Source organism: Micromonospora sp. NBC_00858, assembly GCF_045207365.1.
In the GTDB taxonomy this organism is placed as follows: Bacteria; Actinomycetota; Actinomycetes; order Mycobacteriales; family Micromonosporaceae; genus Micromonospora.
Map to the genome: position 1 here is coordinate 7,555,895 of NZ_CP108828.1, position 23,903 is coordinate 7,579,797.

Below are 23,903 nucleotides of genomic sequence, written 5' to 3' on the forward strand. Positions count from 1 at the left end.
GGGAGGCGGCGCGGAGCTGACCGGCCGGTCAATATTGACGATTACCGTCTGGTGGCAGGCTGACGCGCGGAGTGACGGTGTGGGTGGAGGGATGACTGTCGATGGACGAACATCCGGAACTGAGGCCACTGTTGACGGTCGCAGGTGGGCCGATGCGCGGGGCGAGCTTTCGACTGCGGGCCGAGCCGCAGGTGATCGGTCGCGCCCCGACCGGTCATGTGGTCATCAACGATCCGCACCTGAGCCGTCGGCACGCGGAGGTGTGGCTGGCCCCGGAGGGCGCCTCGCTCCGGGACCTGGGCTCCACCAATGGCACCTGGCTCAACGACCGCCGGATCACCGAGGTGGAACGACTCTCCGACGGCGACCTGATCCGGATCGGCCGCACCGAGCTGCGCCTGTTCGACCCGGGGGTGGCCCACACCGATCCGGTCGGGCTCAGCTTCGGCCTGTCCCGGCGCGACATCCGGCCGACGCTGCCTCTGCCCCTGGCCACACCGCCCTCCGCGCGCCGCTGACCCCTCACTCGGATGCCGGTGGGCCACATTCGCGGCGGACCGCGGATGGGTGGCTGGCACATGGACCGGCGTCGGCGGGCGTGGCACCATCCCGCGAATGGAGACCGAGCAGCGGACCGTGACGGCGAACGGCATCACCCAGGCGGTACGGGTGGCAGGCCCGCCGGACGGCATCCCGGTGCTGCTGATCCACGGCAACTGCTCGTCCGCGTTGTTCTGGGAGCCGCTGGTCCGGCGGCTGCCGCCGACGCTGCGGGTGGTCGCCCCGGACCTGCGCGGCTACGGCGACTCCGAGACCGCCCCGGTGAACGCCACCCGAGGGCTGACGGACTTCGCCGACGACGTGGCCGCACTGCTGGACGACCCGACGCTCTTCGGCACCGCCGACGCCCGCCCGGTGGTGGTCGGGCACTCCCTCGGCGGGGGCGTGGCGATGCGGCTGCTGGTCGACCACCCACACCGGGTGGGCGCACTGCTGCTCGCCGCGCCGGTCTCCCCGTACGGCTTCGGTGGCACCCGCGACCTGGTCGGTACACCGACCACCGCCGACTTCGCGGGGACCGGCGCCGGCACGGCCAACGCGGACTTCGTCGCCCGGCTGGCCGCCCACGACCGGAGCGCGGACGCCCAGACCAGCCCACGCGCCGTGCTGCGGGCCACCTACGTGGCTGATCCGGCGTCGCTGGGCGCAGACGAGGAACTGCTGTTGGACAGCCTGCTCTCCACCGCGACCGGGGACGACAACTACCCCGGCACGGCGGCGTCCTCGGAGAACTGGCCGGGCATGGCGCCGGGGGAGCGCGGGGTGCTCAACGCGCTCGCGCCGACCTGGTTCCGGCTCGCCGACGAGCTGGTGGCCGTCGCCGACAAGCCCCCGGTCACCTGGGTACGCGGCGACGCCGACGTGATCGTGTCGGACACCTCGCTGTTCGACCTGGCGTACCTGGGCTCGCTGGGTGTGGTGCCCGGCTGGCCTGGTGAGGAGGACTGCCCGGCGCAGCCGATGATCGGCCAGACCCGGGCGGTGCTGGAGCGGTACGCGGCGGCCGGCGGCGCGTACCACGAGGTGGTGCTGCCCGGCTGTGGGCACAGTCCGCACCTGGAGCGGCCGGCGGCGTTCGTCTCGGAGCTGCTGGCGCTGACCACTGTCCCGGCGAGCTGAAGCGGAGCCTCGGCAACCCGGTCAGACGGTGTCGTCGTGGGTGAAATATGCCACGGCGCCTCGACAACTGTGCGTCACGTGGCAGACTCGCGCGCATAACCTTAGCGGCCGTTCAGTGGTCGTGCGGACTGTCTGGGGAGGCCGGTCGTGGCGCGCGAGTTCAGCACCGTAGGCGTTGTGGGGCTGGGCACCATGGGTGCCGGCATCGTCGAGGTCTTCGCCCGCAATGGCATCGACGTGGTGGCGGTCGAGATCTCCGAGCCGGCGCTGGAGCGAGGCCGGGTCACCCTCACCGGTTCCACCGACCGTGCGGTGGCCAAGGGCAAGCTCGCCGCGGCGGACCGGGACGCCCTGCACGAGCGGGTGCACTTCGCGGTCGGGCTGGACGCGCTGCACTCCGTCGACCTGGTCATCGAGGCGGTGCCCGAGCACCTGGACCTGAAGCAGCGGATCTTCGCGGAGCTGGACCGGGTCTGCCGGCCGGAGACCATCCTGGCCACCAACACCTCGTCGCTGAGCGTCACCGAGATCTCGGTGGCCACCACCCGGCCCAACCAGGTGATCGGCATCCACTTCTTCAACCCCGCGCCGGTGATGAAGCTGGTCGAGGTGGTCCGCACCGTGGTCACCGCGCCCGAGGTGGTCGCCGACGTGGAGGCGCTCTGCGCCCGGCTCGGCAAGGTCGACGTCACCATCAACGACCGCGCCGGCTTCATCGCCAACGCGCTGCTCTTCGGCTACCTCAACCACGCGGTCGGCATGTTCGAGTCGCACTACGCGACCCGGGAGGACATCGACGCCGCCATGAAGCTCGGCTGCGGCCTGCCGATGGGCCCGCTGGCGCTGATGGACCTGATCGGCCTGGACACCGCGTACGAAATCCTGGACACGATGTACCGGCGCGGCGGGCGGGACCGCCGGCACGCCCCGGTGCCGCTGCTCAAGCAGATGGTGACGGCTGGGCTGCTCGGCCGGAAGTCCGGCCGGGGCTTCTACACCTACGAGCGGCCCGGCTCGCCGGTGGTCGTACCGGACGAGGCGACGCCGCTGGCCTCGGAGGTCACGCTCGCCGACGGCGCGCGGGCCATCACCAAGGTTGGCGTGGTCGGCTCGGGGACGATGGCCACCGGGATCATCGAGGTCTTCGCGAAGGCCGGCTACGAGGTCGTCTCGGTGACCCGGGGCGCGGAGAAGTCCGCGAAGGTCTGCGAGGCGGTGAAGACCTCGCTGAACAAGGGCGTGGTGCGCGGCAAGCTCGCCGAGGCCGACCGGGACGCCGCGCTGGGCCGGATCAGCTGGTCGGCCGCGCTCGACCACCTCGCCGACGTCGACCTGGTGGTCGAGGCCGTGGTCGAGGAGTTGAGCGTGAAGAAGGCGCTCTTCGCCAGCCTCGACGAGATCTGCAAGCCGGGCGTGGTGCTGGCCACCACCACCTCGTCCCTGCCGGTGATCGACGTGGCGATGGCCACCCACCGGCCGGCCGACGTGGTGGGGCTGCACTTCTTCAACCCGGCGCCGATCATGCCGCTGGTCGAGGTGGTCCGCACCATCCGCACCTCCCCGGAGACCACCGCGACCGCCCGGGCGGTCTGCGCCGCGCTGGGCAAGACCGCCGTGGTCTGCGGCGACCGATCCGGGTTCATCGTCAACGCGCTGCTCTTCCCGTACCTCAACGACGCGGTGAAGATGCTGGAGGCCAGCTACTCCACGGCCGACGACATCGACCACGCCATGAAGCTGGGCTGTGGCTACCCGATGGGCCCGTTCGACCTGCTCGACGTGGTCGGGTTGGACGTCTCGCTGGCCATCCAGCGGGAGCTGTACCTGGAGCTGCGCGAGCCGGGCTTCGCGCCCGCGCCGCTGCTGGAGCACCTGGTCACCGCCGGCTACCTGGGCCGCAAGACCCGCCGGGGCTTCCGCGACCACTCGCACCGCTGACGGGTCAACGCCGATCTCAGCCGTCGGGCGGGACGGCCGTGGGGCCGTCCCGCCCGTCGGACCGTACGCTTGGTGACTGTGAGCCCCCGTCGCAATCGCCCCCGCCGGGACGAGAACGCCAACCTGGACGACGACCGGGTCCGGCAGGGCGTCGCCTCGGTGCAGCAGTGGACCGACGGCGCCTGGCAGGTACGCGGGATCGGCGCGGGGGCGTCGGTCAAGACGTACCGTTGCCCCGGCTGTAACCAGGAGATTCGGCCCGGCGTGGCGCACCTGGTGGCCTGGCCGGCGGACGGCCTTGGTGACCTCACCGACCGGCGGCACTGGCACAGCGGCTGCTGGCGCGCTCGCGACCGGCGTGGCCCGGCGGTGCAGCGCGGCCGGGGCACTCCGCGCTACTGAGCGACCTGGATCACCCTGTTCGTGCCTGGGCGGGCGGCGGCGGTGACTTCGCGACAGACTTGAGCGGTGAGCACAGCGATCCGCGCGTCGTCGATCCTGCCCGGCCGCCGGGAGGACATCGAGCTGCACACCGCCGATGGTCTGCGGCTGGTCGGCGAGTTGGCCGTGCCGGCCGACCGGCCGCCGGTGGCCACCCTGGTCTGTCTGCACCCGCTGCCGACCCACGGCGGGATGATGGACAGCCACGTGTTCCGAAAGGCGGCCTGGCGGTTGCCAGCGCTGGCCGACGTGGCCGTGCTCCGGTTCAACACCCGGGGGACCAGCAGCGTGCGCGGCACCAGCGAGGGGGCCTTCGACGGGGCCGTCGGCGAGCGCTTCGACGTGGCTGCCGCCATCGAGTACGCGGAGTTCGCCGAACTGCCGAACATCTGGCTGGTCGGCTGGTCGTTCGGCACCGACCTGGCGCTCAAGTACGGCTGCGACCCGGCGATCGCCGGCGCGATCCTGCTCTCCCCGCCGCTGCGCTTCTCGGCCCCCGAAGACCTGGCCACCTGGGCCGCCTCCGGTCGGCCGCTGGTGGCCCTGGTGCCGGAGTTCGACGACTACCTGCGCCCGGCGGAGGCCGAGGAGCGGTTCGCCGTGGTGCCGCAGGCCGAGGTCGTGGGGGTGCCGGGCGCCAAGCACCTCTGGGTCGGCGACGCGGAGAGGGTGCTCGACGAGATCGTCCGTCGGGTCAACCCGGCGGTCGCGGTGCCGCTGCCGACCACCTGGGACGGCCCGATGGAGGCCGGCGACGTCAGCGCGTACGCCGACCGGACGGTGGCGTCGTTCGCCGACGTCCCCGTCCCCGGACCGCTCGCCGGCCAGGCCGACTGACCCCAGGGGCCGGTCATCGGGTCTCCTGGCGGGGGAGCACCACCTCGCGCAGGATCAGTTGCAGCGCGGCCACCGTGGGGATGGCGATCAGCGCGCCCACCACGCCCAGCAGCGCCACCCCGAGCAGCGCGGCCAGCAGGGCGGCCACCTCGTTGACCTCGACCGAGCGTCGCATCACCTTCGGGTAGATCAGATAGTTCTCCACCTGCTGGTAGATGAGGAAGAACACCACGCAGGCGATACCCACCGGCAGGCTGGTGGCGAAACCGACCAGGCTCACGACCACCGCGCCCAGAGTGGCACCGATCTGCGGGATCAGGTCGGTCACCGCCACCACCACGGCCAGCGCGAAGGGGTACGGCAGCCCGACGATCAACGCGAACACGAAGGTGGTCGCGCCGGCCAGCACCGCGATGCTCAACGCGCCGACCATGTACGCGCCGACCTTGGCCAGGATCTCGTCACCGATCAGCTGTACGCGCTCCCGGCGTGAGCGCGGCACCAGCGCGTAGCCCAGGGAGCGCAGCCGGTTGAAGTAGGCCAGGAAGTAGATGGTCAGCACCAGCACGGTCAGCGTCCGGAACACCGTGCCGAAGATCAGTTGGGCGCCGCCGAGCACCCCGCCCAGCGCCCGGCCCACCGTCTGGGCGTTGGCCGCGCTCTGCACCCGCTCCATCACGTCGTACCGCTCCACCAGGTCATTGACCGTCGGGTTGCGGCGCAGGTCCTCGACCAGGCTGGGGATCTGGTCGATGAACTGCCCGGACTGGGTCACGATCGGCGGTACCAGCGCCACCACGCCGCCGCAGAGCAGCAGCACCACCGTCAGCGCCACCACCGCGACCGCCAGGCCGTGCGGCAGCTTCCAGCGGCGCAGCCGGACCACCGCCGGGTTGAGGCCGACCGCGAGGAAGAGCGCGATCACCACCAGCACCAGGATGCCGCCGGCGTTGCGGACCCCCAGATAAAGGGTGTACGCCAGCAGCACGCCGACCGCGCCGGTGAAGCCGATCAGGAAGCTGTTGCGCCGAAGCGGACGCCCCGGCGTGCCGAACTTTCCGGACGGGACGGCCGGCGGCTCGTCCGGGTCGACGCCCGGGTCGGGGATCGGCACGGGGCGTGGCGTCTCGGTTGGCGAGGGAGTGATCGGCGGGGGAGTGATCGGCGGGGGACTGGCCGGCGGGCGACCGGGCGTCGCGTCCGGGTTCTCGGCCGGCGGGCCGTTCTGCGGCAACAGGACCTCCGGGTCAGGCGTTGGGTCGGCGGGCGACGGCGACGAACGCGCGCCAGGCGGCCGGCGCGAAGACCAGCACCGGGCCGGTTCGGTCCTTGCTGTCCCGCACGCCCACCACCCCGGGAAGATTGTCCGCCACCTCGACGCAGTCGCCCCCGCTCACGCCGCTGCGGGTTGATTTGCGCCACTCGGCGCCGTTCAGCTCCATGTCGTCACGATCCTTTTCATCAGCTCGATGGAGTGTCGGCGGGACAACGCATCGCTCCGCACGCTCTCCCATCTTGCGAGCAGCGTAGCCAGACCATCCTCGGTGTCCACCACCGTGCCGCCGAGCTGGTTTTCCAGGTGCCCCACCCAGCCGCCGTCCGCGCCCCGAGCAAGGACGAACGGGCCCGACAGCCCTGGGTGCAGCCCGACCTCGGCCGGAACGATGTGCACGCTGACGTTTGGTTGCTCCGCGCAGGTGATCAGGTGGGTGACCTGCTCAACCATCAGCCCTAGGAATTCCGCACCGGTGCGACGCAGCACCAGCTCGTCGATGACGGCGACGAACTGCGGCGGCTCGGCTTGGATCAGCAGCGATTGGCGGTCCATCCGACCGGCGAGCAATCTGTCCAGGCCGTCCGTGCTGAGGGTCTCGTCGCCACGAAGGACGGCGCGGGCGTAGTTCTCGGTCTGGAGCAGGCCGGGGATCAGCGTGGGCTGGAAGCAGCGCAACTGGCGGGCGCTGCGCTCGGCGTCCAGCCAGGGCCGGAACCAGCTTGGCTGGCCGTCCCGCTCGGCGAGCTTGAGCAGGTAGACCAGCAGGCCGCCGGTGGCCAGCACCTCGTCGGCGCGGGCCAGGAAGAGCCGGTCCAGCGGGCGCTGACCCAGCTCCAGCGCGGACACCATCGAACCTGAGTAGTGCACCAGCCGGCCGAAGTCCTCCTGACTCATCCCGGCGGTGGTGCGCAGCCGGCGCAGTTGGGCGCGGATCATGTCGGCCGTCGGCGCGGCGTCGCCTTCCACAGTGCCTCCGCAGGTCGGGGGTCGTCTCCACCGGCCCGCCCGGCGGGTCGCGCAACCGACGCAGCTCCGCCGTCGGACGCGCCGACGCCTTCCGACCGTAGCGGTGTGATCAGCAGACTGTCACCTACCGGATCGCCGTCGGCAGCTCCGGTTGTCACCCCACCGGGCCCGCGCACCCGGCGGCGCGTTCCCGTCCCCAGTCGAGGAGGTACCCCATGCCCAGCTCAAGCCGCCCCGGCTGGCCCCGACGGTCGCGGGCGCGTACATCGATGGCCGGGCTGCCGCACCCGCGGCTCGGGCCGTACCCCGCACATCCCCGAGCCTGCGGTGAACGGACGCCGCACACCCCGCTGCGGCCGATGTGGTGCTGCCGGGCCGACGGCCGGCCGTGGCCGTGCGCGGAGGCCCGGTTGCTGCTCAAGGCGGAGTTCGACGCGGACCCGGCGGCCCTGACCATCTACCTGGCCGGGCTCTATCACGAGGCGGCACACGACCTGTACCAGCTCAACCCCTACGACGGGCCGACCCCTCGGGAACTGTTCGAACGCTTCGTGGCGTGGGGCCCGTTCCGCCGCCCGGTCATCGACCCGCCTCCGGGCCCTGACCTGCCGTGCCAGCCCGGCTGATCAGGCCGGTGCCCGATGCTCCGACGCCCTGTCGAGCTGCCCCAGATCTGGGGCAGCTCGACAACCAGATCTGGGGCAGCTCGACAGCGACGCGGTCGGGGCCGGGCTGTTGCCGTGCGGGTCAGTCCTTCTCGACGGTGACCTTGCTGGGCTTGGCACTGCGCTCGTCGGTGGTCGGCTTGGTCGGCCGCTTGCCGTTCTCGCCGGTGCTGGTGATCTTGGTCGGCTTGGCGCCCCGGCCACCCTCGCCCGGAACGGCGGCCACGGTCGGCTCGCCGTCCACCCCGGCGCTGGCCGCCCCGCCGTCGACGGTGGTCAACGGCTCGGCCACCGGCCGGGTCGTGGACTGCTCGGCGGGCTCGGCCTCGGCGTTCGCCGGCTGCCGGGCGTCGGCAGGCTCGGCCTTGAACCCGTTCGCGGCGGCTCCGGCGGTCGCCGGGGCAGCCTCGGTGATCGCCGTGGCCGGGGCGGTCACGCGGCCATCCCCAGCAACCGGTGCGGTCAGGCCGTCTCCAGCGACCGGCGCGGTCGGACCGTCTCCAGCAACCGGTGCGGTCGAGCCGTCTCCGCTGGCCGGCGCGCTCGCCGTCGCTCCGTCGCGCGTGGCCGGCGCGCTCGCGGCCCCGTCGACGGTCGAGACGGTGACGCTCTGCAACCGCAGCTCGGCCATCTGCCGCTGGAGTTCGTCGGACTCCTGCCGGGACTTCCAGGTTTCCTGCCGCAGGTCGGCGAGCTGCTGCTGGGCCTGGGCGATCTCCAGCATCACCTGGGCGAGCTGCTGCCGGCCGGCCGCCGACTCCTGCTGAGTGGCAGCCAGATGCTGCTGGGTGGTGGCCAGGTGCTGCTGGGTGGTGGCCGCGTACTCCTCGAACTGGCGGCGGGAGGCCGCGACATGCTCGTCGGCCTCGCGGCGCTTGTCGCCCGCCTCGGTCTCGGCCCGGCTCAGCATCTCGGCGGACTCTTCCTCGGCCTGCCGGCGCATGGTCAGCGCATCCTGCTCGGCCGCCTGGCGGATCGCGTCGGCGCCCTGCTCGACCTCGTTCTTGCGGGTGGTGTACTCGGTCTCCAGTGTGTCGCGCCGGGTGATGAAGCCCGTCTCCAGCTCCTGCTGGCGGCTGCTGAAGGTGGTCTCCAGCTCCTCCTGACGGCTGGTGAAACCGGTCTCCAGCTCGTGCTGGCGGGACTTGTACTGCTTTTCCAGCTCGTCGCGACGCTTGGCGAACTCCTGCTCGGCAGTGGACCGCCGCTGGGCCAGCTCCCGGTCGGCCGTCTCCCGCCGGGAGTTGACCTCCTGCTCCACGCCGGCCCGCCAGGCGCCCAGCTCCTGCTGGGTCTGCGCCCGGGCGTGCTGCACGTACGCCTCGGTCTCGCTGCGCATCCGCTGCACGTACGCTTCGGTCTCGCCCCGGCTGCGCTTGGCCGACTCGGTGGCCTGCGTTATCAGCCGCTCCGCCTCCTGCTGGGCCTTCGCCCGGGTGGCCCGGCCGGCCATCGACGCGTCGTCGATGATCTGCTTGGCCTCCTGCTGCGCCTTGGCGTGAGTGGCCCGGCCGGCCTCGGTCGCGGTGTCGGTGAGCCGCTTGGCCTCCTGCAGGGCCTTGGCGTGCACCTCCTTCGCGGCCTCGCGCAGCTCGCTGGCCTCCTGCCGGGCGGTGGTCAGCGTCTCGCGGGCCGCCTCGCGCAGCTTGGTGGCCTCCTGCTGGGCCCGGGTGTGGATCTCCTTGGCGGTGTCCCGCAGCTGGGTGGCCTCCTGCTGGGCCTTCGCCAGCGCGTCCTGCGCCGTCTTGCGCAACTGCGCCGACTCGTCCTTGGCCGACTGCAGAGTCTCTTCCGCCTCGGCGCGCCGGGCGGCGCTGTGCCGCTCCTCCTCCGCGCGTCGTGCGGCGAGGGTGATCTCGAAGTCCTTCAGTGCCCGCGCGGCCTGCTCGCGGGCCTCATCGATGATGTGCTCGGCGGCGGCGCGGCGGGCCTCGATCTCCTCGTTCGCCGCGGACAGGATCTCCTCGCCCTGCTCCTCGGCGAGGGCGAGGATCGACTCGACCCGGGGGCCGAGGTGCCGGAACGAGGCCCGGTCCACCACGTTCATCTGCTTGCGCACCTGGACGAGGTCCCGCTGAAGCACCTCGACCTGGCCGGCGAGCTTGTGGATCTGTGTGTACGCCTGTTCCCGTTCGGCGGCGAGGGTCGCGATCTCGTGCTCGGCACGCGCGACGTACCGGTCGACCTGTTTCTTCTCGTATCCCCGCAGAGCGGACTCGAAGCTGGGCTCCGTGGTCACGTCCCCGCCGAGTGCGAACAGTTCCTCGCCGTGCGACATGCCCCCATCCTCACACGCAACGGCCCCTGCTGGGGCGATACGGACGCCCCTTATGGGACCTACTTCACTCCGGACGCAACGGGTGAATGCCAAGGGGCGGGAAACGCACACGGCGCGAGGTCACACCGGTTACCCGGTGTCACCTCGCGCCGTCGTTGCCCCAACCTGACGCCTGGCGTCAGCCGGCAGTCTCCGCCGTCGCCCGCTCCTGACCGCCGTCGGCCTTCTTGGCCTCCGGCTTGGCCGCCGGAGCGGCCGCGGCTGGCATGCCGGGGACGATGCCGGCGAGCCCGGAGAGCATCTGACCGAGCTGCGAGGTGACCGCGTCCTTCTGCCGGGTGAGGTCCTCGACCTCGCGGCGGGCGGCCTGAGTGGTCAGCTCCGCCTCGGTGCGGGCCTCGGTGAGCAGGCGCTGCGACTCGGCCTTGGCCTCGTTGAGCGTCTTCTCCGAGTGCGCCTTCGCCTTGTCGAGCGTCTCGGCTGCGCTGCGCTCCGACTCGACCCGGCGGGCCTCAGCGCGCTGCTCGATCTCCTTGGCGCGCTCCTGCGCGGCGCGGGCCCGCTGCTCGGCCTCGCTGACCATCTTCTGGGTCTGCGCGACCTGGGCGGCGTGCCGCTCGGACTCTTCGCGCTCGGCCTTCTCCCGCCGCTCGGCGAGCTGCAGCTCCAGGGCCTGGAGGTCCTTGTCGCGCTTGTCCCGCGCGTCGGTGAGCAGCTTGGTCGCCTCGGCGCGCTTCTCCTCGGCCTCGCGGGCGGCCTTGGCCCGCTGCTGGGTGATCTCCCGCTCGGCGGTGGCCCGGAGGGTGGCCACCTCCCGCTCGACGGTCGACTTCAGCTCGGCCACCTCGTGCGCGGTGACGGTACGAAGCTGCTTGGTCTCGCGGTCGGCGTCGGCGCGCAGCGTGTCGGCCTCGCGGCGGGCCTGCACCCGGACCTCGGCGGCCTCGCGCTCGGCGGCGGTGCGCAGGTTGCCGGCCTCGCGCTCGGCGCTCGCCTTCATCGCGGCGGCCTCGGCGCGGGCCTTGTCCGTGATCTCACGGGCCTCGAGGCGGGCGGCGGAGAGGATGCCCTCAGACTCGCGCTTGGCCTCGTTGCGGTGGTCGTTGGCCTGCTCCTCGGCGAGCCGGAGGATCTGCTCGACGCGGGTGCCGAGCCCGGAGAGGGTGGGCCGGTTGTTCTCTTCGAGCTGCTTGTTCGTGTCGGTGAGCTTCTGCTCCAGCGCACTCATGCGCTGCTCGGCCTGGCGGAGGCGACGCTGGGCGTCGTTCATCCGCTGCTCGGCCTCGGCACGGGCCTGCTCGGACTGGGTCAGCGCGGCCGTCATCCGGCCGAGGAAGTCGTCGACCTGGTGAGTGTTGTATCCGCGCAGGCCAACGGTGAAATCTGGCTGCGAGTTCGCGTTATCGAAGAACGCGAGAGGGGAGGACTGCTGCTGGGGCATTGGGACATACTGGCAGACGCCCCAGGGTGCTTCGCAAGAGCGGTGCGCAGCTTTCGTGTCCTCTTTACATGGTCAACTCCCGCAATCGACGAGGCCGGACCAATCGGCGATCTTGGCAGGTCCCGGGCGGGTCGGACGCCACGGAGAGTGACACGAAAAAGGGCCACGGGACGTGCCCGTGGCCCTTTGTTCGATCCGGCTGGGTATCCCACAAATAGGGTGGAAGAACAATGGCCGTTCACCGCAATGGCCATCCGGTGCTCGTCCGTCCGGCCTGCGGCCCGGTCAGTGCCCCCGGAACCGGTTGATCGCGTCCTCGTGCCGGGCCCGCAACTCCCCGTCACGGACGCCCAGCCCGTCGGCGGGGGCGAGGCAGCGCACTCCGACTTTGCCCTGGTGGGCGTTGCGGTGCACCTCGTACGCCGCCTGGCCGGTCTGCTCCAGCGGGTAGGTGCGGGACACCGTGGGGTGCACCTTGCCGAGCGCGACCAGGCGGTTGGCCTGCCACGCCTCGTGGTAGTTGGCGAAGTGGCTGCCGACGATCCTCTTGAGGTGCATCCACAGGTAGCGGTTGTCGTACTGGTGCTGGAAGCCGCTGGTGGAGGCACAGGTGACGATGGTGCCGCCGCGCCGGGCCACGTAGACACTCGCGCCGAAGGTCTCCCGGCCGGGGTGCTCGAAGACGATGTCCGGGTCCTCACCCCCGGTCAGCTCGCGGATCCGCTCGCCCAGGCGCTTCCACTCGTCCGGGTCCTGGGTCTCCTCGTCCTTCCAGAACCGAAAGCCCTCGGCCGCCCGGTCGATGACCAGTTCCGCGCCCATCCGGCGGCACAGCTCGGCCTTCTCCGGCGACGAGACGACGCAGACCGGGATGGCGCCGCCGTTCAGCGCCATCTGGGTGGCGTACCCGCCGAGGCCGCCGGAGGCGCCCCAGATCAGCACCACGTCGCCCTGTTTCATGTTGGCCCCGTGGTGCGAGACGAGCTGCCGGTACGCGGTGGAGTTGACCAGCCCCGGGCTGGCCGCCTCCTCCCAGCTCAGGTGGCGCGGCTTGGGCATCAGCTGGTTGGCCTTGACCACGGCCAGTTCGGCCAGCCCGCCGAAGTTCGTCTCGAAGCCCCAGATCCGTTGCTGTGGGTCGAGCATGGTGTCGTCGTGTCCGGCCGCGTCCTCCAGCTCGACGGAGAGGCAGTGCGCGACGACCTCGTCGCCAGCGGCCCACCGGGTCACCCCGGGGCCGGTGCGCAGCACCACGCCGGCCGCGTCCGAGCCGACCACGTGGTACGGCAGGTCGTGGCGGCTGGTCAGCTCGGAGATCCGGCCGTACCGCTGGAGGAACTTGAAGGTGGGCAGCGGCTCGAAGATGCTGGTCCACACCGTGTTGTAGTTGATCGCGCTGGCCATCACCGCGATCAGCGCCTCGCCCGGCCCGAGCTCCGGTGTCGGCACCTCCTGCACGTGCAGCGCCTTGCGGGGGTCCTTGTCCCGGGTGGCCATGCCGTCGAACATCCGGGCCTCTTCGGCGCGGACGACCACGCCCCGGTAGCTCTCCGGTACGGGCAGCCCGGCGAGGCCGGCCAGTTCGCGGTCCGGGTCGCTCGATTCCTCCGCCGCCATGATTGCTTCGAGGATGTCCTGCACGGTGACCTCCGGTTCGTCCGCACCCGCACGGGCCCGGGTGCTGCCATCGTCGGCGCCGGTGGGCACGACCGCCATGTCGGCATTCGACACATCCGGCACCGGTCGCGCTCCTGTGGGCCGGGACGTTACTGAACGGTAGCTAAAGCCGGAAGTCCTCTGTGAAAAACTGCATCGGCCGATGCGTGAAGGTGTCCGGCGGCCCCGCCAACCGCGCACCCACGCGCTCTCGGGCCCGTTGCGCGGTCCCCGCGACGCTTGATCGTCTCCATTTCGCTGATGTGGCGGTGTCCGGACGATCGCGACACCGCCACATCGGCGATCTGGAGTTGATCAGAGCCCCGGCCGCCAGCGAGCGGCGCCGCGTGGCGGGCTCAGTGCGAGGCGGCGGGTTCGACGAGTTCGACCAGGACGCCGCCGGCGTCCTTGGGGTGCACGAAGTTGATCCGCGAGTCCGCGGTCCCGCGCCGTGGGGCGTCGTAGAGCAGCCGCATCCCCCGCGCGCGCAGCGCCGCGCAGGCCACGTCGATGTCCACCACGGTGTACGCGACCTGCTGCACGCCCGGCCCGTTGCGGTCCAGGAACTTGGCGATCGTCGACTCGGGGGTGAGCGGGGCGAGCAACTGCACGCAGCCGCCCTCGGCGGTCGGCCCGACGGCCAGCATCGCTTCCCGGACGCCCTGTTCGGCGTTGGTCTCGATGTGTACGCAGCGCATCCCGAACGTCCGCTGGTAGAAGTCGATCGCGGCGTCCAGGTCGGCCACGGCGATCCCGACGTGGTCAATCTTGCGAAGCCCGATGTCTGTGACGTAGTCCGCACCGGGCTCGGCGGGGGAGTTCTCAGCCATGGCGTTAGTCTGACCGAACAATCGTTAAGGCGTACAGCTCGGCACCCCCCTCGGAGGCAGGCATGGCTTCGGTGATCGTCAGCGGCGCGCGGACCCCGATGGGGCGGCTGCTGGGCAACCTCAAGGACCTCCCGGCCACGAAGCTCGGCGGGATCGCGATCAAGGCAGCGCTGGAGCGGGCCGGTATCAGCCCGGACCAGGTCCAGTACGTGATCATGGGTCAGGTCCTCCAGGCCGGCGCGGGCCAGATCCCGGCCCGGCAGGCGGCGGTCGAGGCCGGCGTGCCGATGTCCGTGCCGGCGCTGACCATCAACAAGGTCTGCCTCTCCGGCCTGGACGCGATCGCCCTGGCCGACCAGCTGATCCGGGCCGGCGAGTTCGACGTCGTGGTGGCCGGTGGCATGGAGTCGATGACCAACGCCCCGCACCTGCTGCTCGGCCAGCGCTCCGGCTACAAGTACGGCGACGTGGTGATCAAGGACCACATGGCGCACGACGGGCTCAGCGACGCCTGGGACTGCTGCTCCATGGGTGAGTCCACCGAGCGGCTCGGCACGAAGCACGGCATCTCCCGCACCGAGCAGGACGCCTTCGCCGCGGCCAGCCACCAGCGGGCCGCGGCCGCGCAGAAGAACGGCCACTTCGCCGAGGAGATCACCCCGGTGGTGATCCCGCAGCGCAAGGGCGACCCGCTGGTGATCAACGAGGACGAGGGGATCCGCCCGGACACCACCGTCGAGTCGCTGGCCAAGCTGCGTCCCGCCTTCGCCAAGGACGGCACGATCACCGCCGGCAGCTCCTCGCCGATCTCCGACGGCGCCGCCGCGGTGGTCGTGATGAGCAAGGCCAAGGCCAAGGAGCTGGGGCTGACCTGGCTGGCCGAGATCGGCGCGCACGGCAACGTGGCGGGCCCGGACAACTCCCTGCACTCGCAGCCGTCCAACGCGATCAACCACGCCCTGAAGAAGGGCGGCCTGAGCGTCGAGGACCTGGACCTCATCGAGATCAACGAGGCTTTCGCCCAGGTCGGCGTGCAGTCCACCCGTGACCTCGGGATCAACCCGGACAAGGTCAACGTCAACGGTGGTGCCATCGCGCTGGGGCACCCGATCGGCATGTCCGGTGCCCGGCTGGTGCTCACCCTCGCGCTGGAGCTGAGGCGGCGTGGCGGCGGCACCGGCGCGGCGGCGCTCTGCGGCGGCGGCGGCCAGGGCGACGCCCTGATCATCCATGTTCCGGGTAAGGCTGAGACCAACCAGTGAGCGCGAGAAGTGAGCCGGTTCTGCGAGCCCCGCAGCCGTGAACGAAAATGGCACAGTGAGCGAAGCGGTCGAGCACGTTCCGGCGGCGGGCGCCTCGTCGGTGCGCCGTAGCCGGGACGTACCGCTGCTGGTCGAGCGGGCCCGCGCGGGCGACCCCCGCGCGGTGGCCCGGCTGATCACGCTGGTGGAGAACGGCGACGATCTGCTGCCGGAGATCGCGGCGGCGCTCGCGCCCTACGCCGGGCAGGCCCAGGTGGTCGGGCTGACCGGTTCGCCCGGGGTGGGCAAGTCGACCACCACCAATGAGCTGGTCCGCGCGCTGCGGGCCCGGGGGCACCGGGTCGGCGTGCTGGCGGTCGACCCGTCCAGCCCGTTCACCGGCGGGGCGATCCTCGGCGACCGGGTGCGGATGCAGGACCACGCCACCGACCCGGGCGTCTACATCCGGTCGATGTCCAGCCGTGGGCACCTCGGCGGGCTGGCCGCCGCGACGCCGCAGGCGGTCCGGGTGCTGGAGGGCGCCGGCTGCGACGTGGTGCTGGTGGAGACCGTCGGCGTCGGGCAGGCCGAGGTGGAGGTCGCGTCGCTGGCCGACACCACGCTGGTGCTGCTCGCCCCCGGCATGGGCGACGCCATCCAGGCGGTCAAGGCCGGCATCCTGGAGATCGCCGACGTGTTCGTGGTCAACAAGGCCGACCGGGACGGCGTCGACGCCACGGTCCGCGACATCCAGGGCATGATCGCCCTCGGTGAGCGCGGCCCGGGGCAGTGGCGGCCGCAGGTGGTCCGCTCGGTCGCCGCGCGGGGCGAGGGCATCGACGACATCGCCGCCGCGATCGACAAGCACCGTGGCTGGCTGGTCGAGCACGGCGAGCTGCGCCGCCGCCAGGAGACGCGGGCCGCCGCCGAGATCGAGGCCATCGCGCTCGGCGTGCTCCGTGCCCGGATCGGCTCACTGCGCGACGGTACGGAGCTGCCCACGCTCGCCGCCAAGGTGGCTGAGGGCGCGCTCGACCCGTACGCGGCGGCGGATACCCTGCTCTCCCAGCTCGCCCGCTGACCGTCCACCAGGGACACCCCGACATCCCGGCGCCCTTGTAGGCTCGCACCGCCCCACGGCGGTGGGGGTCGGGCGTGTGCCAGTGCGGTGGCGCGAAGAGCAGGGGAGCGGGACGTGAGTGACGAGGCGACGCGAGAGCTGACCACGGTGTCGGCGGCGGCCGGTGGGTCGACGCAGGTCTCCGACGAGGTGATCGAGAAGATCGCCGTAGCGGCGGCCCGCGCGGTGCCCGGGGTGGCCGAGCTTGGTGGGGACGTCGCCCGGTTCTTCAACTCGTTCCTCGACAAGGTGGGGCTGGATGAGGTGGGCGATGCCCGACGGGGCTGCTCTGCCCACGTGACCGGAAACGCGGCTGTGGTCAACCTGGTGCTGGTGATCCAGGCCGGCCAGCCGGTGCCGGAGGTGACCGGCCAGGTGCGGGCCCGGGTCACTGAGGCGGTCGAGGCGTACGGGCTGCGGGTCGACGAGGTCAACATCCGGGTCGACGACGTGGAGATGGGCGGGGCCGCGGCTCCGACGGCCTGACCTCCGACAGGGCGGCCGCAGAGGTAGACGCCCGGCGTGCGCGTCCCGGTGGGTGCCTTAAGCTCCTGGTGTCAAGATCCATAATGGACGGTTCACCAGGAATGGAGTAAGGATGGCGAAGAACTCGCGTCACCCCCGCCCCCGCACCCTCATCGCTGCGGTCGCCTTGGCTGGCGGCTTGGTGCTGGGCACCGCCTCGCCCGCTCTTGCGGACTACAACAGCCCGATGTACCCGACGATGTCGGCGTGCAAAGCGGCGAGGCCGACGTACGTCTCGTCGTGGACGTCGCCCCAGCAGTGCTGGCCGATGTACAACTACAACGGCACCAAGTTGCTTGGTTACCAGTTCCTCGTGAAGACCCGCTACTGAGATCAGTCTCCTGACCTCGGCTGGCGGTGGGCCGCAGGTGGCCATCGTAGGGGGATGACAATCGCCCGCCGTGCCACCGGCGGCCTCTCATTCCGGTGCGACGGTGGCAACGGCCACCGTCGCGCCGGCACCCTCACCGACTCGGTCCACGTACTCGGCCTGCCGTCGAATGGAAACCGCCCAGCTCACGTTACCCACGGGTACGGCGTGACTTAGCGATCGTTCAGGCGAGGGCTCTACACTCGATGTGCAGTCGAGGACCCGAGGAGGAGCCCTGCGCATGGACGCCGACGAGATCGCCGCCGGACGGGCACGCTGGCAGGCCCGGTACGACTCCGCGCGCAAGCGGGACGCGGACTTCACGACGCTCTCCGGGATGCCGGTCGACCCGGTCTACGGACCGCCGGAGGGTGCCGCGTACCCGGGCTTCGAGCGGATCGGCTGGCCGGGCGAGTACCCGTACACCCGGGGTCTCCATCCGACCGGCTACCGCGGGCGGACCTGGACGATCCGGCAGTTCGCCGGCTTCGGCAACGCCCAGCAGACCAACGAGCGCTACAAGATGATCCTCGGTGCCGGCGGTGGTGGCCTCTCGGTCGCGTTCGACATGCCGACCCTGATGGGCCGCGACTCGGACGACCCGCAGGCGCTCGGCGAGGTCGGCCACTGCGGCGTCGCCATCGACACCGCCACCGACATGGAGGCGCTCTTCGACGGCATTGACCTGGCCAGCGTCACCACCTCGATGACCATTTCCGGCCCGGCCGTGCCGGTGTTCTGCATGTACCTGGTCGCCGCCGAGCGGCAGGGCGCCGACCTGTCCAAGCTGGATGGCACCCTGCAGACCGACATCTTCAAGGAGTACATCGCGCAGAAGGAGTGGCTCTTCGACCCCGAGCCGCACCTGCGCCTCATCGGCGACCTGATGGAGTACTGCGCCGGAGAGATCCCCCGCTACAAGCCGCTGTCGGTCTCCGGCTACCACATCCGCGAGGCCGGTTCGACCGCCGCGCAGGAGCTGGCGTACACGCTGGCTGACGGGTTCGGCTACGTGGAGCTGGGGCTGAGCCGAGGGCTCGACGTCAACGTCTTCGCGCCGGGGCTGAGCTTCTTCTTCGACTCGCACCTCGACTTCTTCGAGGAGATCGCCAAGTTCCGGGCCGCCCGCCGGATCTGGGCCCGCTGGCTGCGCGAGGTCTACGGCGCGACCAGCGAGAAGGCCCTCTGGCTGCGGTTCCACACGCAGACCGCCGGGGTTTCGCTGACCGCCCAGCAGCCGGTCAACAACGTCGTACGCACCGCCGTCGAGGCGCTGGCCGCGGTGCTCGGCGGGACCAACTCGCTGCACACCAACGCGCTGGACGAGACCCTGGCGCTGCCCACCGACGAGTCCGCCGAGATCGCCCTGCGTACCCAGCAGGTGTTGATGGAGGAGACCGGTGTGGTCAACGTGGCCGACCCGCTCGGCGGCTCCTGGTACGTCGAGGCGCTCACCGACAAGATCGAGGCCGAGGCGGAGGAGATCTTCGCCCGGATCAGGCAGCTCGGCGGCGAGGGCCCGCACCAGATCGGCCCGATGACCTCCGGCATCCTGCGCGGCATCGAGGACGGCTGGTTCACCGGGCACATCGCCGAGTCGGCCTTCGTCTACCAGCAGGCGCTGGAGAAGGGCGACAAGAAGATCGTCGGCGTCAACTGCCACACCGGCACGGTCGCCAAGGAGCTGGAGATCCTGCGCATCTCGCACGAGGTGGAGCTGGAGCAGCGCCGGGTGCTCGCCGAGCGCAAGGGCGCCCGGGACGAGTCGGCGGTCCGCGCGGCGGTGGCCCGGATGGTCGAGGTCGGCCGCACCGACCAGAACATGATCCCCGCCATGCTGGACGCGGTCCGCGTCGAAGCCACCCTCGGCGAGATCTGCGACGCTCTGCGCGCCGAATGGGGCACCTACCGCGAACCCGCCCGCTTCTGACCCTTCACCGCCCCCGACCCCCATCGATCTTGCATTTTCTGCCCCGACATATGCCGCGTCTCGGGGACAGAAAGTGCATGATCACGGGGGTTGGGGGCGGCGCGGGTTGGTGGGCGTGAGAGTTGCAACGTCGGGGTTGCGGGTGAGCTGAGATCGCGGGCTCACGTGCGAGACTAGGTAACCATGAGCGACCCACGGATCACCTCGTCGATCTTCACCCGCGGCGCGGTCGACCTCAGCACGCTGCGCGGCCCCGCACCAGCCAGTACCCGTCCCGGCGCACCCCCGCAGGGCGGCCCGTCCGCAGGCGCCCCCGGCGCGCCCACCGCTGGCGGTAGCGCCGCCATCGTCGACGTCACCGAGGCCACCATCCAGGCCGACGTGCTCGAACGGTCGATGGCCCTGCCGGTCATCGTCTTCTTCGGCGCGGCCGGCTTCCCGGAGAGCGACGAGTTCGCCCCGGTGCTGGAGCGGCTGGCCGCCGAGAGTGGCGGCGCGTGGGTGCTCGCCCGGGTCGACGTGCAGGAAAGTCCGCGGATCGCCCAGATGTTCCGGGTCCAGGGCATCCCCATGGTCTACGCGGTGGTCGGCGGCCAGCCGATCGACGCCTTCTCCGGCGTGGTGCCCGAGGCGCAGTTGCGCCAGTGGCTCCAGGCGGTGCTCAAGGCCGGTGGCGTGGCTGTCGCCGAGCCGGAGGACCCGCGCCTCGACGAGGCGGACGACGCGCTGATGAGCGGCGACCTGGACGCCGCCGAGCGGGCGTACCGCAAGATCCTGGCCGACTCCCCGGCGGATGCCGCGGCCGAGGCCGGTCTGGCCCAGGTCGGGGTGGCCCGCCGGGTGGCCGGCGCCGACCCGACCGCCGCGCTGGCCGCCGCCGAGAGCGCTCCCGACGACGTGGCGGCCCAACTGCTGGCCGCCGACATCGAGGTGCTCAGCGGCATGGCCGAGCAGGCGTACGCCCGGCTGGTCGGCCTGGTTCGGCGCACCGCCGGCGAGGACCGCGAGACGGCACGCCAGCACCTGGTCTCGCTGTTCACCATCGCCGGCCCCGACGATCCGGCGGTCGCCTCGGCGCGCCGGGCTCTGGCTAGCGCCCTGTTCTGAGTTCGTAGCACGCCAGCGCGGGCCGGCGTTCCGGCCGGCCCGCCCGACCACCGAGGACGGGAGCTCATGATGCGCCGGATCGCCGTCCTCGACGCGCCGACAAATCTTGGTCTGCGGCCGCCCACGTCCACCTCGGTCCCGGGCTGCGGCAAGGCGCCCGGTGCGCTGCGGGACCATGACCTGCTGGCCCGGCTGCGGGCCCGCGACGCCGGCTGCCTCACCCCGCCCCGGTACGACCCGGGCGACTGGCGGCCCGGCGACGGGGTGTGCCACGCCCGGGAGATCGCCGACTACTCGATGGCGCTCGCCGAGCGGATCGGCTCGATCATCGACCGGGGCGAGTTCCCGGTGGTGCTGGGCGGCGACTGCTCGGTGCTGCTCGGCTCGGCGCTGGCCATGCACCGCCTCGGTGAGGCGGTCGGCGGGCGGATCGGGCTGGTCTTCGTGGACGGGCACTCCGACTTCCGGCACCCCGGCAACGCCTCCTACGTGGGTGCCGCGGCCGGCGAGGACCTGGCCCTGGTCACCGGGCGGGGGCAGGCCGACCTGGCCGCGCTGGAGGGACGTCGACCCTACTTCCGTGACATCGACGTGGTGGTGCTCGGCATCCGGTCGCAGGACGAGTACCGGCTCGACCTCCAGGCGGCCGGGATCATCACCCGGCCGGTGCCCGCGCTGCGCGCCGAGGGCGCCGCCCGGACGGCTCAGTGGGCGCACGAGCAGCTCGCCGACTGCGCGGGCTACTGGGTGCACATCGACGTGGACGTGCTCGACCCGGCCGTGATGCCCGCCGTGGACGCGCCCGACCCGGGCGGGATCGCCTTCGCCGAGCTGGAGATCCTGCTCGCCGGCCTGGTGGACACTCCGCACTGCCTGGGCGTCGAGCTGACCGTCTTCGACCCCGACTACGACCCGGACGGCTCCTACGCCGCCGAGATCGTCAACACCGTGGTGGCCGGCCTGGCCCCGGTCACCGCCCCGGAGGCGGTACCGCCCCGGTTGCTGTCGGCCCGCCCCGCCACCCCCGCCCCGCGGCGCGGGAAGGGGCGGCCAGCGGTTGCCCCCGAGCGGCCCGACGGAGCGCGTCCCGCGCCCGTCGACGAGGCGCAGTCCGCCGCGCTCGACCTCGCCGTCGCTGCCGGTTCGCCCGCCGACGGCCCCTCCGGCGTCCGCCCGTCGGGCCGGCCGCGCGGCGTTCCGGCCCCCGCCGAGCCGGAGCCGCTCGGCACCCTGGCGTCGGTGCACGCGGAGCCGGCGGGCGTCGCGGCTCCGGTCGAGCGGGAACCGGTCGGCCCGCCCGCATCGGCCGGCCCGGGTCTGCTGCGGCGGCCCTCGCCAGCCGCCCCGGACACCGACCGCCCCAACGTCGACACGGCCTGATCCACCGACCGCCCGAACGCGGGGGCGGCCTGACCTACCGACCGCCCGAACGCCGACACGGCCTGACCCACCGACCGCCCCAACGCGGGGGCGGCCGGTGCCCGTGATCGACACGGTATCGGCGATGTTGGGGTGTCCAGTGGCTCGGACACCCCAACATCAGCGACCTTGCGAGTGGATCACCGCAGTGCCTGGGCGGGTCAGCGGGCCGGCAGGGCGCGCAGGAAGCGCTCGGCGATCGGCACGGCCGAGGCGGTGCTGGCGCCGCCCTTCTCCACGAAGACGGCGAACGCGACGTCGCCCCGCCAACCGACGAACCAGGCATGCGTGTGGGCCGGGTTGTCGTCGTACTCGGCGGTGCCGGTCTTGCCGTACACCTCGCCGCCCGGCACGTCCTTGAGCGCGCTGCCGGTGCCGACGGTGACCACCTCGCGCATCATCGTGCGCAGCGCCGCGACCGACTCCGGCTTGAGCTGCTCGCCGGCTGCGGCGGGCTTGGCCGGTGCCGGGTCGATCAGCAGCTTCGGCTGCTCGAACCGGCCTCGGGCGACCGCGGCGGTGGCGCCGGCCATGGCCAGCGGGCTGACCAGCGTGGTGCCCTGCCCGAACGAGGCGGCGGCCTGCTCGGCCGGGCTGCCGCCGGTCGACACCTTGCCGGTGAACGCGTCCGCGCCGAGGTCCCACTGCCCCTCCAGGCCCAGCGAGCGGCCGGCAGCGGCCAGCCCGTCGCCGCCGAGCTTCGGCGCCAGCGCCGCGAACGCGGTGTTGCAGGACTTGGCGAAGTCGGTGCGGAACGGCACCGAGCCGAGCTGGAAATTGTCCGAGTTCTTGAACGAGCGACCGTCGACGGTGAAGGTCTTCGGGCAGTTCACCGGCCCGTCCAGCGTCACCGCGCCCCGGTCCAGCAGGCCCAGCGCGCTGACCATCTTGAACGTGGAGCCCGGCGGCACCTGGGCGGTGAAGGCCAGGTTCTCCCCGGCCGGCCCGGGGCCGTTCGCCACGGCGAGCACCGCACCGTCGCTGATCCGTACTGCCACCAGGGACGATCGGCGGGGCTCCGCACGCAGTGCCCCGTCGGCCGCGTTCTGAGCGGCCACGTCCAGCGTGGTCTTCAGCGCCTGCCCGGGCTGCGGCTCCCGACGGAACAACTCGGTGCCGGTGGGTGCCAGCTTGCCGCCCTCGTCCGGGCGTTCGACCACCACGGTCAGCCCGGGGTTGCCGCGCAGCCGCTCGTCGTAGCGGCCCTGCAAGCCGCCGTGCCCGACCAGGTCGCCGGCGACGTACCGGTCCGGGTGCGCGGCGAGGTCGTCGGCCTGCGCCTGATCGACCGAGCCGAGCAGCGCCCGGGCGAACTCCCGGGTGGGCGCCAGGTCGATCTTGTCGGACTGGAACTTGGTGCCGGGCAGGTCGTAGATCCGGGGCTTGATCTGGAGGTACGCCTCCTCGCGCAGCGACACCACCTCGACGAAGGCGCCCGGCTCGGCCTTCGCCACCCGCGAGGGCAGATCGGTCAGGTCGATCGCGGGGACCAGCGCCGGGCGGATCGCCTTGAAGGCCGCGTCGAGATCCTTGACCAGCTTATTGATGTCGGCGACCCCGTTCGGCTGCACGCCCACCCGGATCACCGGACGCGGTGACACGATCGGCTGCCCGGCGGCGTCCAGCAGCCCGGCCCGGGGACCGGTTTCGCGGCGCAGCCCCAGCCGGTCACCCTTCGTGAGCTGCTCGTGTAGCACCCGGGGCTCCCACGTCACCTGCCACTGGTCGTCGTCGCCCTGGACGAGCCGCACCTCCCGGTCGTACGCCCAGCGGGTCTGACCGGGCAGGGTCCACTCCACCCGGATCGGCACGGTCGCGATGTCGGCGGTGACCTTCGGCTCGCCCCGGCGGGTCAGCGTGGGCGGGGTGGCCGCCAGCTCACCGGAGAGCTCCTTGATCTCGCGGCTCACCTCGGCCGCCGGCACCTTGGCGCCGGTCGTGTCGACCAGGCCGACCGCCTGGAGGTCGCCACTGCGCCAGCCGGCCAGAAACGCGTCGACGCTGCGCTGCGGCCCGTCGTCGCCGGAGCAGGCGGCCAGGAGACCGGCGGCGACCAGGGTCGCGGTGAGGGCGGCGATGCGCCGGCGGGCATGGTTCGGCCGGTGGGGCCGGGGGTACGACAGGGGCATGAAGCGGGTCCTTCCAATCTCGGACTGCCCTGCACGGTAGTACGCGGATGGTGT

21 protein-coding genes are annotated in these 23,903 nt (G+C 72.0%); 13 read left to right on the top strand and 8 right to left on the bottom strand.

Annotation, left to right across the window (positions count from 1 at the left end):
• Positions 1–152 precede the first annotated feature (152 nt).
• The 5 genes from OG990_RS35245 to OG990_RS35265 all read left to right on the top strand — a co-directional run bounded on the left by OG990_RS35245 (position 153) and on the right by OG990_RS35265 (position 4,896).
• Complete coding sequence (locus OG990_RS35245) at positions 153–518, top strand: FHA domain-containing protein (RefSeq protein WP_406078445.1); 366 nt, start codon at positions 153–155, stop codon at positions 516–518.
• A 97-nt stretch (positions 519–615) separates the two neighbouring features.
• Positions 616–1,680 (top strand): alpha/beta hydrolase, encoded by a 1,065-nt coding sequence (locus tag OG990_RS35250; protein WP_406078446.1) that lies wholly within the window; start codon positions 616–618, stop codon positions 1,678–1,680.
• A gap of 147 nt (positions 1,681–1,827) precedes the next feature.
• Positions 1,828–3,618 (top strand): 3-hydroxyacyl-CoA dehydrogenase family protein, encoded by a 1,791-nt coding sequence (locus OG990_RS35255; protein ID WP_406078447.1) that lies wholly within the window; start codon positions 1,828–1,830, stop codon positions 3,616–3,618.
• A gap of 78 nt (positions 3,619–3,696) precedes the next feature.
• Positions 3,697–4,020, top strand: a complete 324-nt coding sequence (locus OG990_RS35260; RefSeq protein ID WP_355609432.1) for a hypothetical protein — start codon at positions 3,697–3,699, stop codon at positions 4,018–4,020.
• Between the two features lie 66 nt (positions 4,021–4,086).
• Positions 4,087–4,896, top strand: a complete 810-nt coding sequence (locus OG990_RS35265; RefSeq protein WP_406078448.1) for an alpha/beta hydrolase — start codon at positions 4,087–4,089, stop codon at positions 4,894–4,896.
• A 13-nt stretch (positions 4,897–4,909) separates the two neighbouring features.
• Here the strand turns inward: OG990_RS35265 and OG990_RS35270 are convergent, their stop codons facing one another.
• Genes OG990_RS35270 through OG990_RS35280 form a run of 3 tightly spaced genes read right to left on the bottom strand, consistent with a single transcriptional unit; the run spans position 4,910 to position 7,108 of the window.
• Positions 4,910–6,130: an AI-2E family transporter gene (locus tag OG990_RS35270; RefSeq protein ID WP_406078449.1), complete on the bottom strand. Its 1,221-nt coding sequence runs from the start codon at positions 6,128–6,130 to the stop codon at positions 4,910–4,912.
• A gap of 13 nt (positions 6,131–6,143) precedes the next feature.
• The gene (locus tag OG990_RS35275; RefSeq protein ID WP_406078450.1) at positions 6,144–6,338 is read right to left on the bottom strand and encodes a DUF397 domain-containing protein; all 195 of its coding nucleotides are present in this window, start codon (positions 6,336–6,338) and stop codon (positions 6,144–6,146) included.
• Positions 6,329–7,108 (bottom strand): helix-turn-helix domain-containing protein, encoded by a 780-nt coding sequence (locus OG990_RS35280; RefSeq protein WP_406081976.1) that lies wholly within the window; start codon positions 7,106–7,108, stop codon positions 6,329–6,331. Before OG990_RS35280 ends, OG990_RS35275 begins: the two co-directional genes overlap by 10 nt.
• 299 nt (positions 7,109–7,407) lie before the next feature.
• Here OG990_RS35280 and OG990_RS35285 point away from each other — a divergent pair, with 299 nt between their 5' ends.
• Positions 7,408–7,764: a hypothetical protein gene (locus OG990_RS35285; protein WP_355609462.1), complete on the top strand. Its 357-nt coding sequence runs from the start codon at positions 7,408–7,410 to the stop codon at positions 7,762–7,764.
• Positions 7,765–7,885: 121 nt separating this feature from the next.
• On the opposite strand, the gene OG990_RS35290 is transcribed toward OG990_RS35285, so the two are convergent.
• The 4 genes from OG990_RS35290 to mce all read right to left on the bottom strand — a co-directional run bounded on the left by OG990_RS35290 (position 7,886) and on the right by mce (position 14,008).
• Positions 7,886–10,081, bottom strand: coding sequence for a hypothetical protein (locus OG990_RS35290; RefSeq protein ID WP_406078451.1), 2,196 nt, complete (start codon positions 10,079–10,081; stop codon positions 7,886–7,888).
• Between the two features lie 178 nt (positions 10,082–10,259).
• A complete protein-coding gene (locus OG990_RS35295) occupies positions 10,260–11,522 on the bottom strand; it encodes a DivIVA domain-containing protein (RefSeq protein ID WP_328419787.1) in 1,263 nt (420 codons plus the stop codon).
• 285 nt (positions 11,523–11,807) lie between these two features.
• Entirely contained in the window at positions 11,808–13,163 is a 1,356-nt protein-coding gene (gene ccrA, locus OG990_RS35300; protein ID WP_386988451.1) for a crotonyl-CoA carboxylase/reductase, read from the bottom strand.
• A gap of 371 nt (positions 13,164–13,534) precedes the next feature.
• Positions 13,535–14,008: a methylmalonyl-CoA epimerase gene (gene mce / locus OG990_RS35305; RefSeq protein ID WP_328419785.1), complete on the bottom strand. Its 474-nt coding sequence runs from the start codon at positions 14,006–14,008 to the stop codon at positions 13,535–13,537.
• 62 nt (positions 14,009–14,070) lie between these two features.
• Here mce and OG990_RS35310 point away from each other — a divergent pair, with 62 nt between their 5' ends.
• The 7 genes from OG990_RS35310 (at position 14,071) to OG990_RS35340 (ending at position 21,681) form a co-directional block, all read left to right on the top strand.
• The gene (locus tag OG990_RS35310; RefSeq protein ID WP_355609417.1) at positions 14,071–15,270 is read left to right on the top strand and encodes an acetyl-CoA C-acetyltransferase; all 1,200 of its coding nucleotides are present in this window, start codon (positions 14,071–14,073) and stop codon (positions 15,268–15,270) included.
• Between the two features lie 55 nt (positions 15,271–15,325).
• Positions 15,326–16,330, top strand: a complete 1,005-nt coding sequence (meaB, locus tag OG990_RS35315) for a methylmalonyl Co-A mutase-associated GTPase MeaB (protein ID WP_355609414.1) — start codon at positions 15,326–15,328, stop codon at positions 16,328–16,330.
• 114 nt (positions 16,331–16,444) lie between these two features.
• Positions 16,445–16,855, top strand: coding sequence for an Asp23/Gls24 family envelope stress response protein (locus OG990_RS35320; RefSeq protein WP_328419779.1), 411 nt, complete (start codon positions 16,445–16,447; stop codon positions 16,853–16,855).
• A 112-nt stretch (positions 16,856–16,967) separates the two neighbouring features.
• Entirely contained in the window at positions 16,968–17,225 is a 258-nt protein-coding gene (locus tag OG990_RS35325) for a hypothetical protein (RefSeq protein WP_328419777.1), read from the top strand.
• A gap of 280 nt (positions 17,226–17,505) precedes the next feature.
• A complete protein-coding gene (locus OG990_RS35330) occupies positions 17,506–19,194 on the top strand; it encodes a methylmalonyl-CoA mutase (RefSeq protein ID WP_386987124.1) in 1,689 nt (562 codons plus the stop codon).
• Between the two features lie 183 nt (positions 19,195–19,377).
• A complete protein-coding gene (locus tag OG990_RS35335) occupies positions 19,378–20,301 on the top strand; it encodes a tetratricopeptide repeat protein (protein WP_406078452.1) in 924 nt (307 codons plus the stop codon).
• Positions 20,302–20,367: 66 nt separating this feature from the next.
• Positions 20,368–21,681 carry an arginase family protein gene (locus OG990_RS35340; protein WP_406078454.1) on the top strand — a complete coding sequence of 438 codons (1,314 nt, stop codon included), beginning with the start codon at positions 20,368–20,370 and terminating at the stop codon, positions 21,679–21,681.
• A 200-nt stretch (positions 21,682–21,881) separates the two neighbouring features.
• On the opposite strand, the gene OG990_RS35345 is transcribed toward OG990_RS35340, so the two are convergent.
• Entirely contained in the window at positions 21,882–23,849 is a 1,968-nt protein-coding gene (locus OG990_RS35345; protein WP_406078455.1) for a penicillin-binding transpeptidase domain-containing protein, read from the bottom strand.
• Positions 23,850–23,903 lie beyond the last annotated feature (54 nt).

Coding starts and splice junctions, on each gene's coding strand:
- OG990_RS35285 (WP_355609462.1), top strand. CDS start 7,408: ATGGCCGGGCTGCCGCACCCGCGGCTCGGGCCGTACCCCGCACATCCC.
- OG990_RS35325 (WP_328419777.1), top strand. CDS start 16,968: ATGGCGAAGAACTCGCGTCACCCCCGCCCCCGCACCCTCATCGCTGCG.
- OG990_RS35280 (WP_406081976.1), bottom strand. CDS start 7,108: ATGATCCGCGCCCAACTGCGCCGGCTGCGCACCACCGCCGGGATGAGT.
- OG990_RS35340 (WP_406078454.1), top strand. CDS start 20,368: ATGATGCGCCGGATCGCCGTCCTCGACGCGCCGACAAATCTTGGTCTG.
- OG990_RS35310 (WP_355609417.1), top strand. CDS start 14,071: ATGGCTTCGGTGATCGTCAGCGGCGCGCGGACCCCGATGGGGCGGCTG.
- OG990_RS35330 (WP_386987124.1), top strand. CDS start 17,506: ATGGACGCCGACGAGATCGCCGCCGGACGGGCACGCTGGCAGGCCCGG.
- OG990_RS35275 (WP_406078450.1), bottom strand. CDS start 6,338: ATGGAGCTGAACGGCGCCGAGTGGCGCAAATCAACCCGCAGCGGCGTG.
- OG990_RS35290 (WP_406078451.1), bottom strand. CDS start 10,081: ATGTCGCACGGCGAGGAACTGTTCGCACTCGGCGGGGACGTGACCACG.
- OG990_RS35345 (WP_406078455.1), bottom strand. CDS start 23,849: ATGCCCCTGTCGTACCCCCGGCCCCACCGGCCGAACCATGCCCGCCGG.
- OG990_RS35245 (WP_406078445.1), top strand. CDS start 153: ATGCGCGGGGCGAGCTTTCGACTGCGGGCCGAGCCGCAGGTGATCGGT.
- OG990_RS35250 (WP_406078446.1), top strand. CDS start 616: ATGGAGACCGAGCAGCGGACCGTGACGGCGAACGGCATCACCCAGGCG.
- mce (WP_328419785.1), bottom strand. CDS start 14,008: ATGGCTGAGAACTCCCCCGCCGAGCCCGGTGCGGACTACGTCACAGAC.
- OG990_RS35295 (WP_328419787.1), bottom strand. CDS start 11,522: ATGCCCCAGCAGCAGTCCTCCCCTCTCGCGTTCTTCGATAACGCGAAC.
- OG990_RS35335 (WP_406078452.1), top strand. CDS start 19,378: ATGAGCGACCCACGGATCACCTCGTCGATCTTCACCCGCGGCGCGGTC.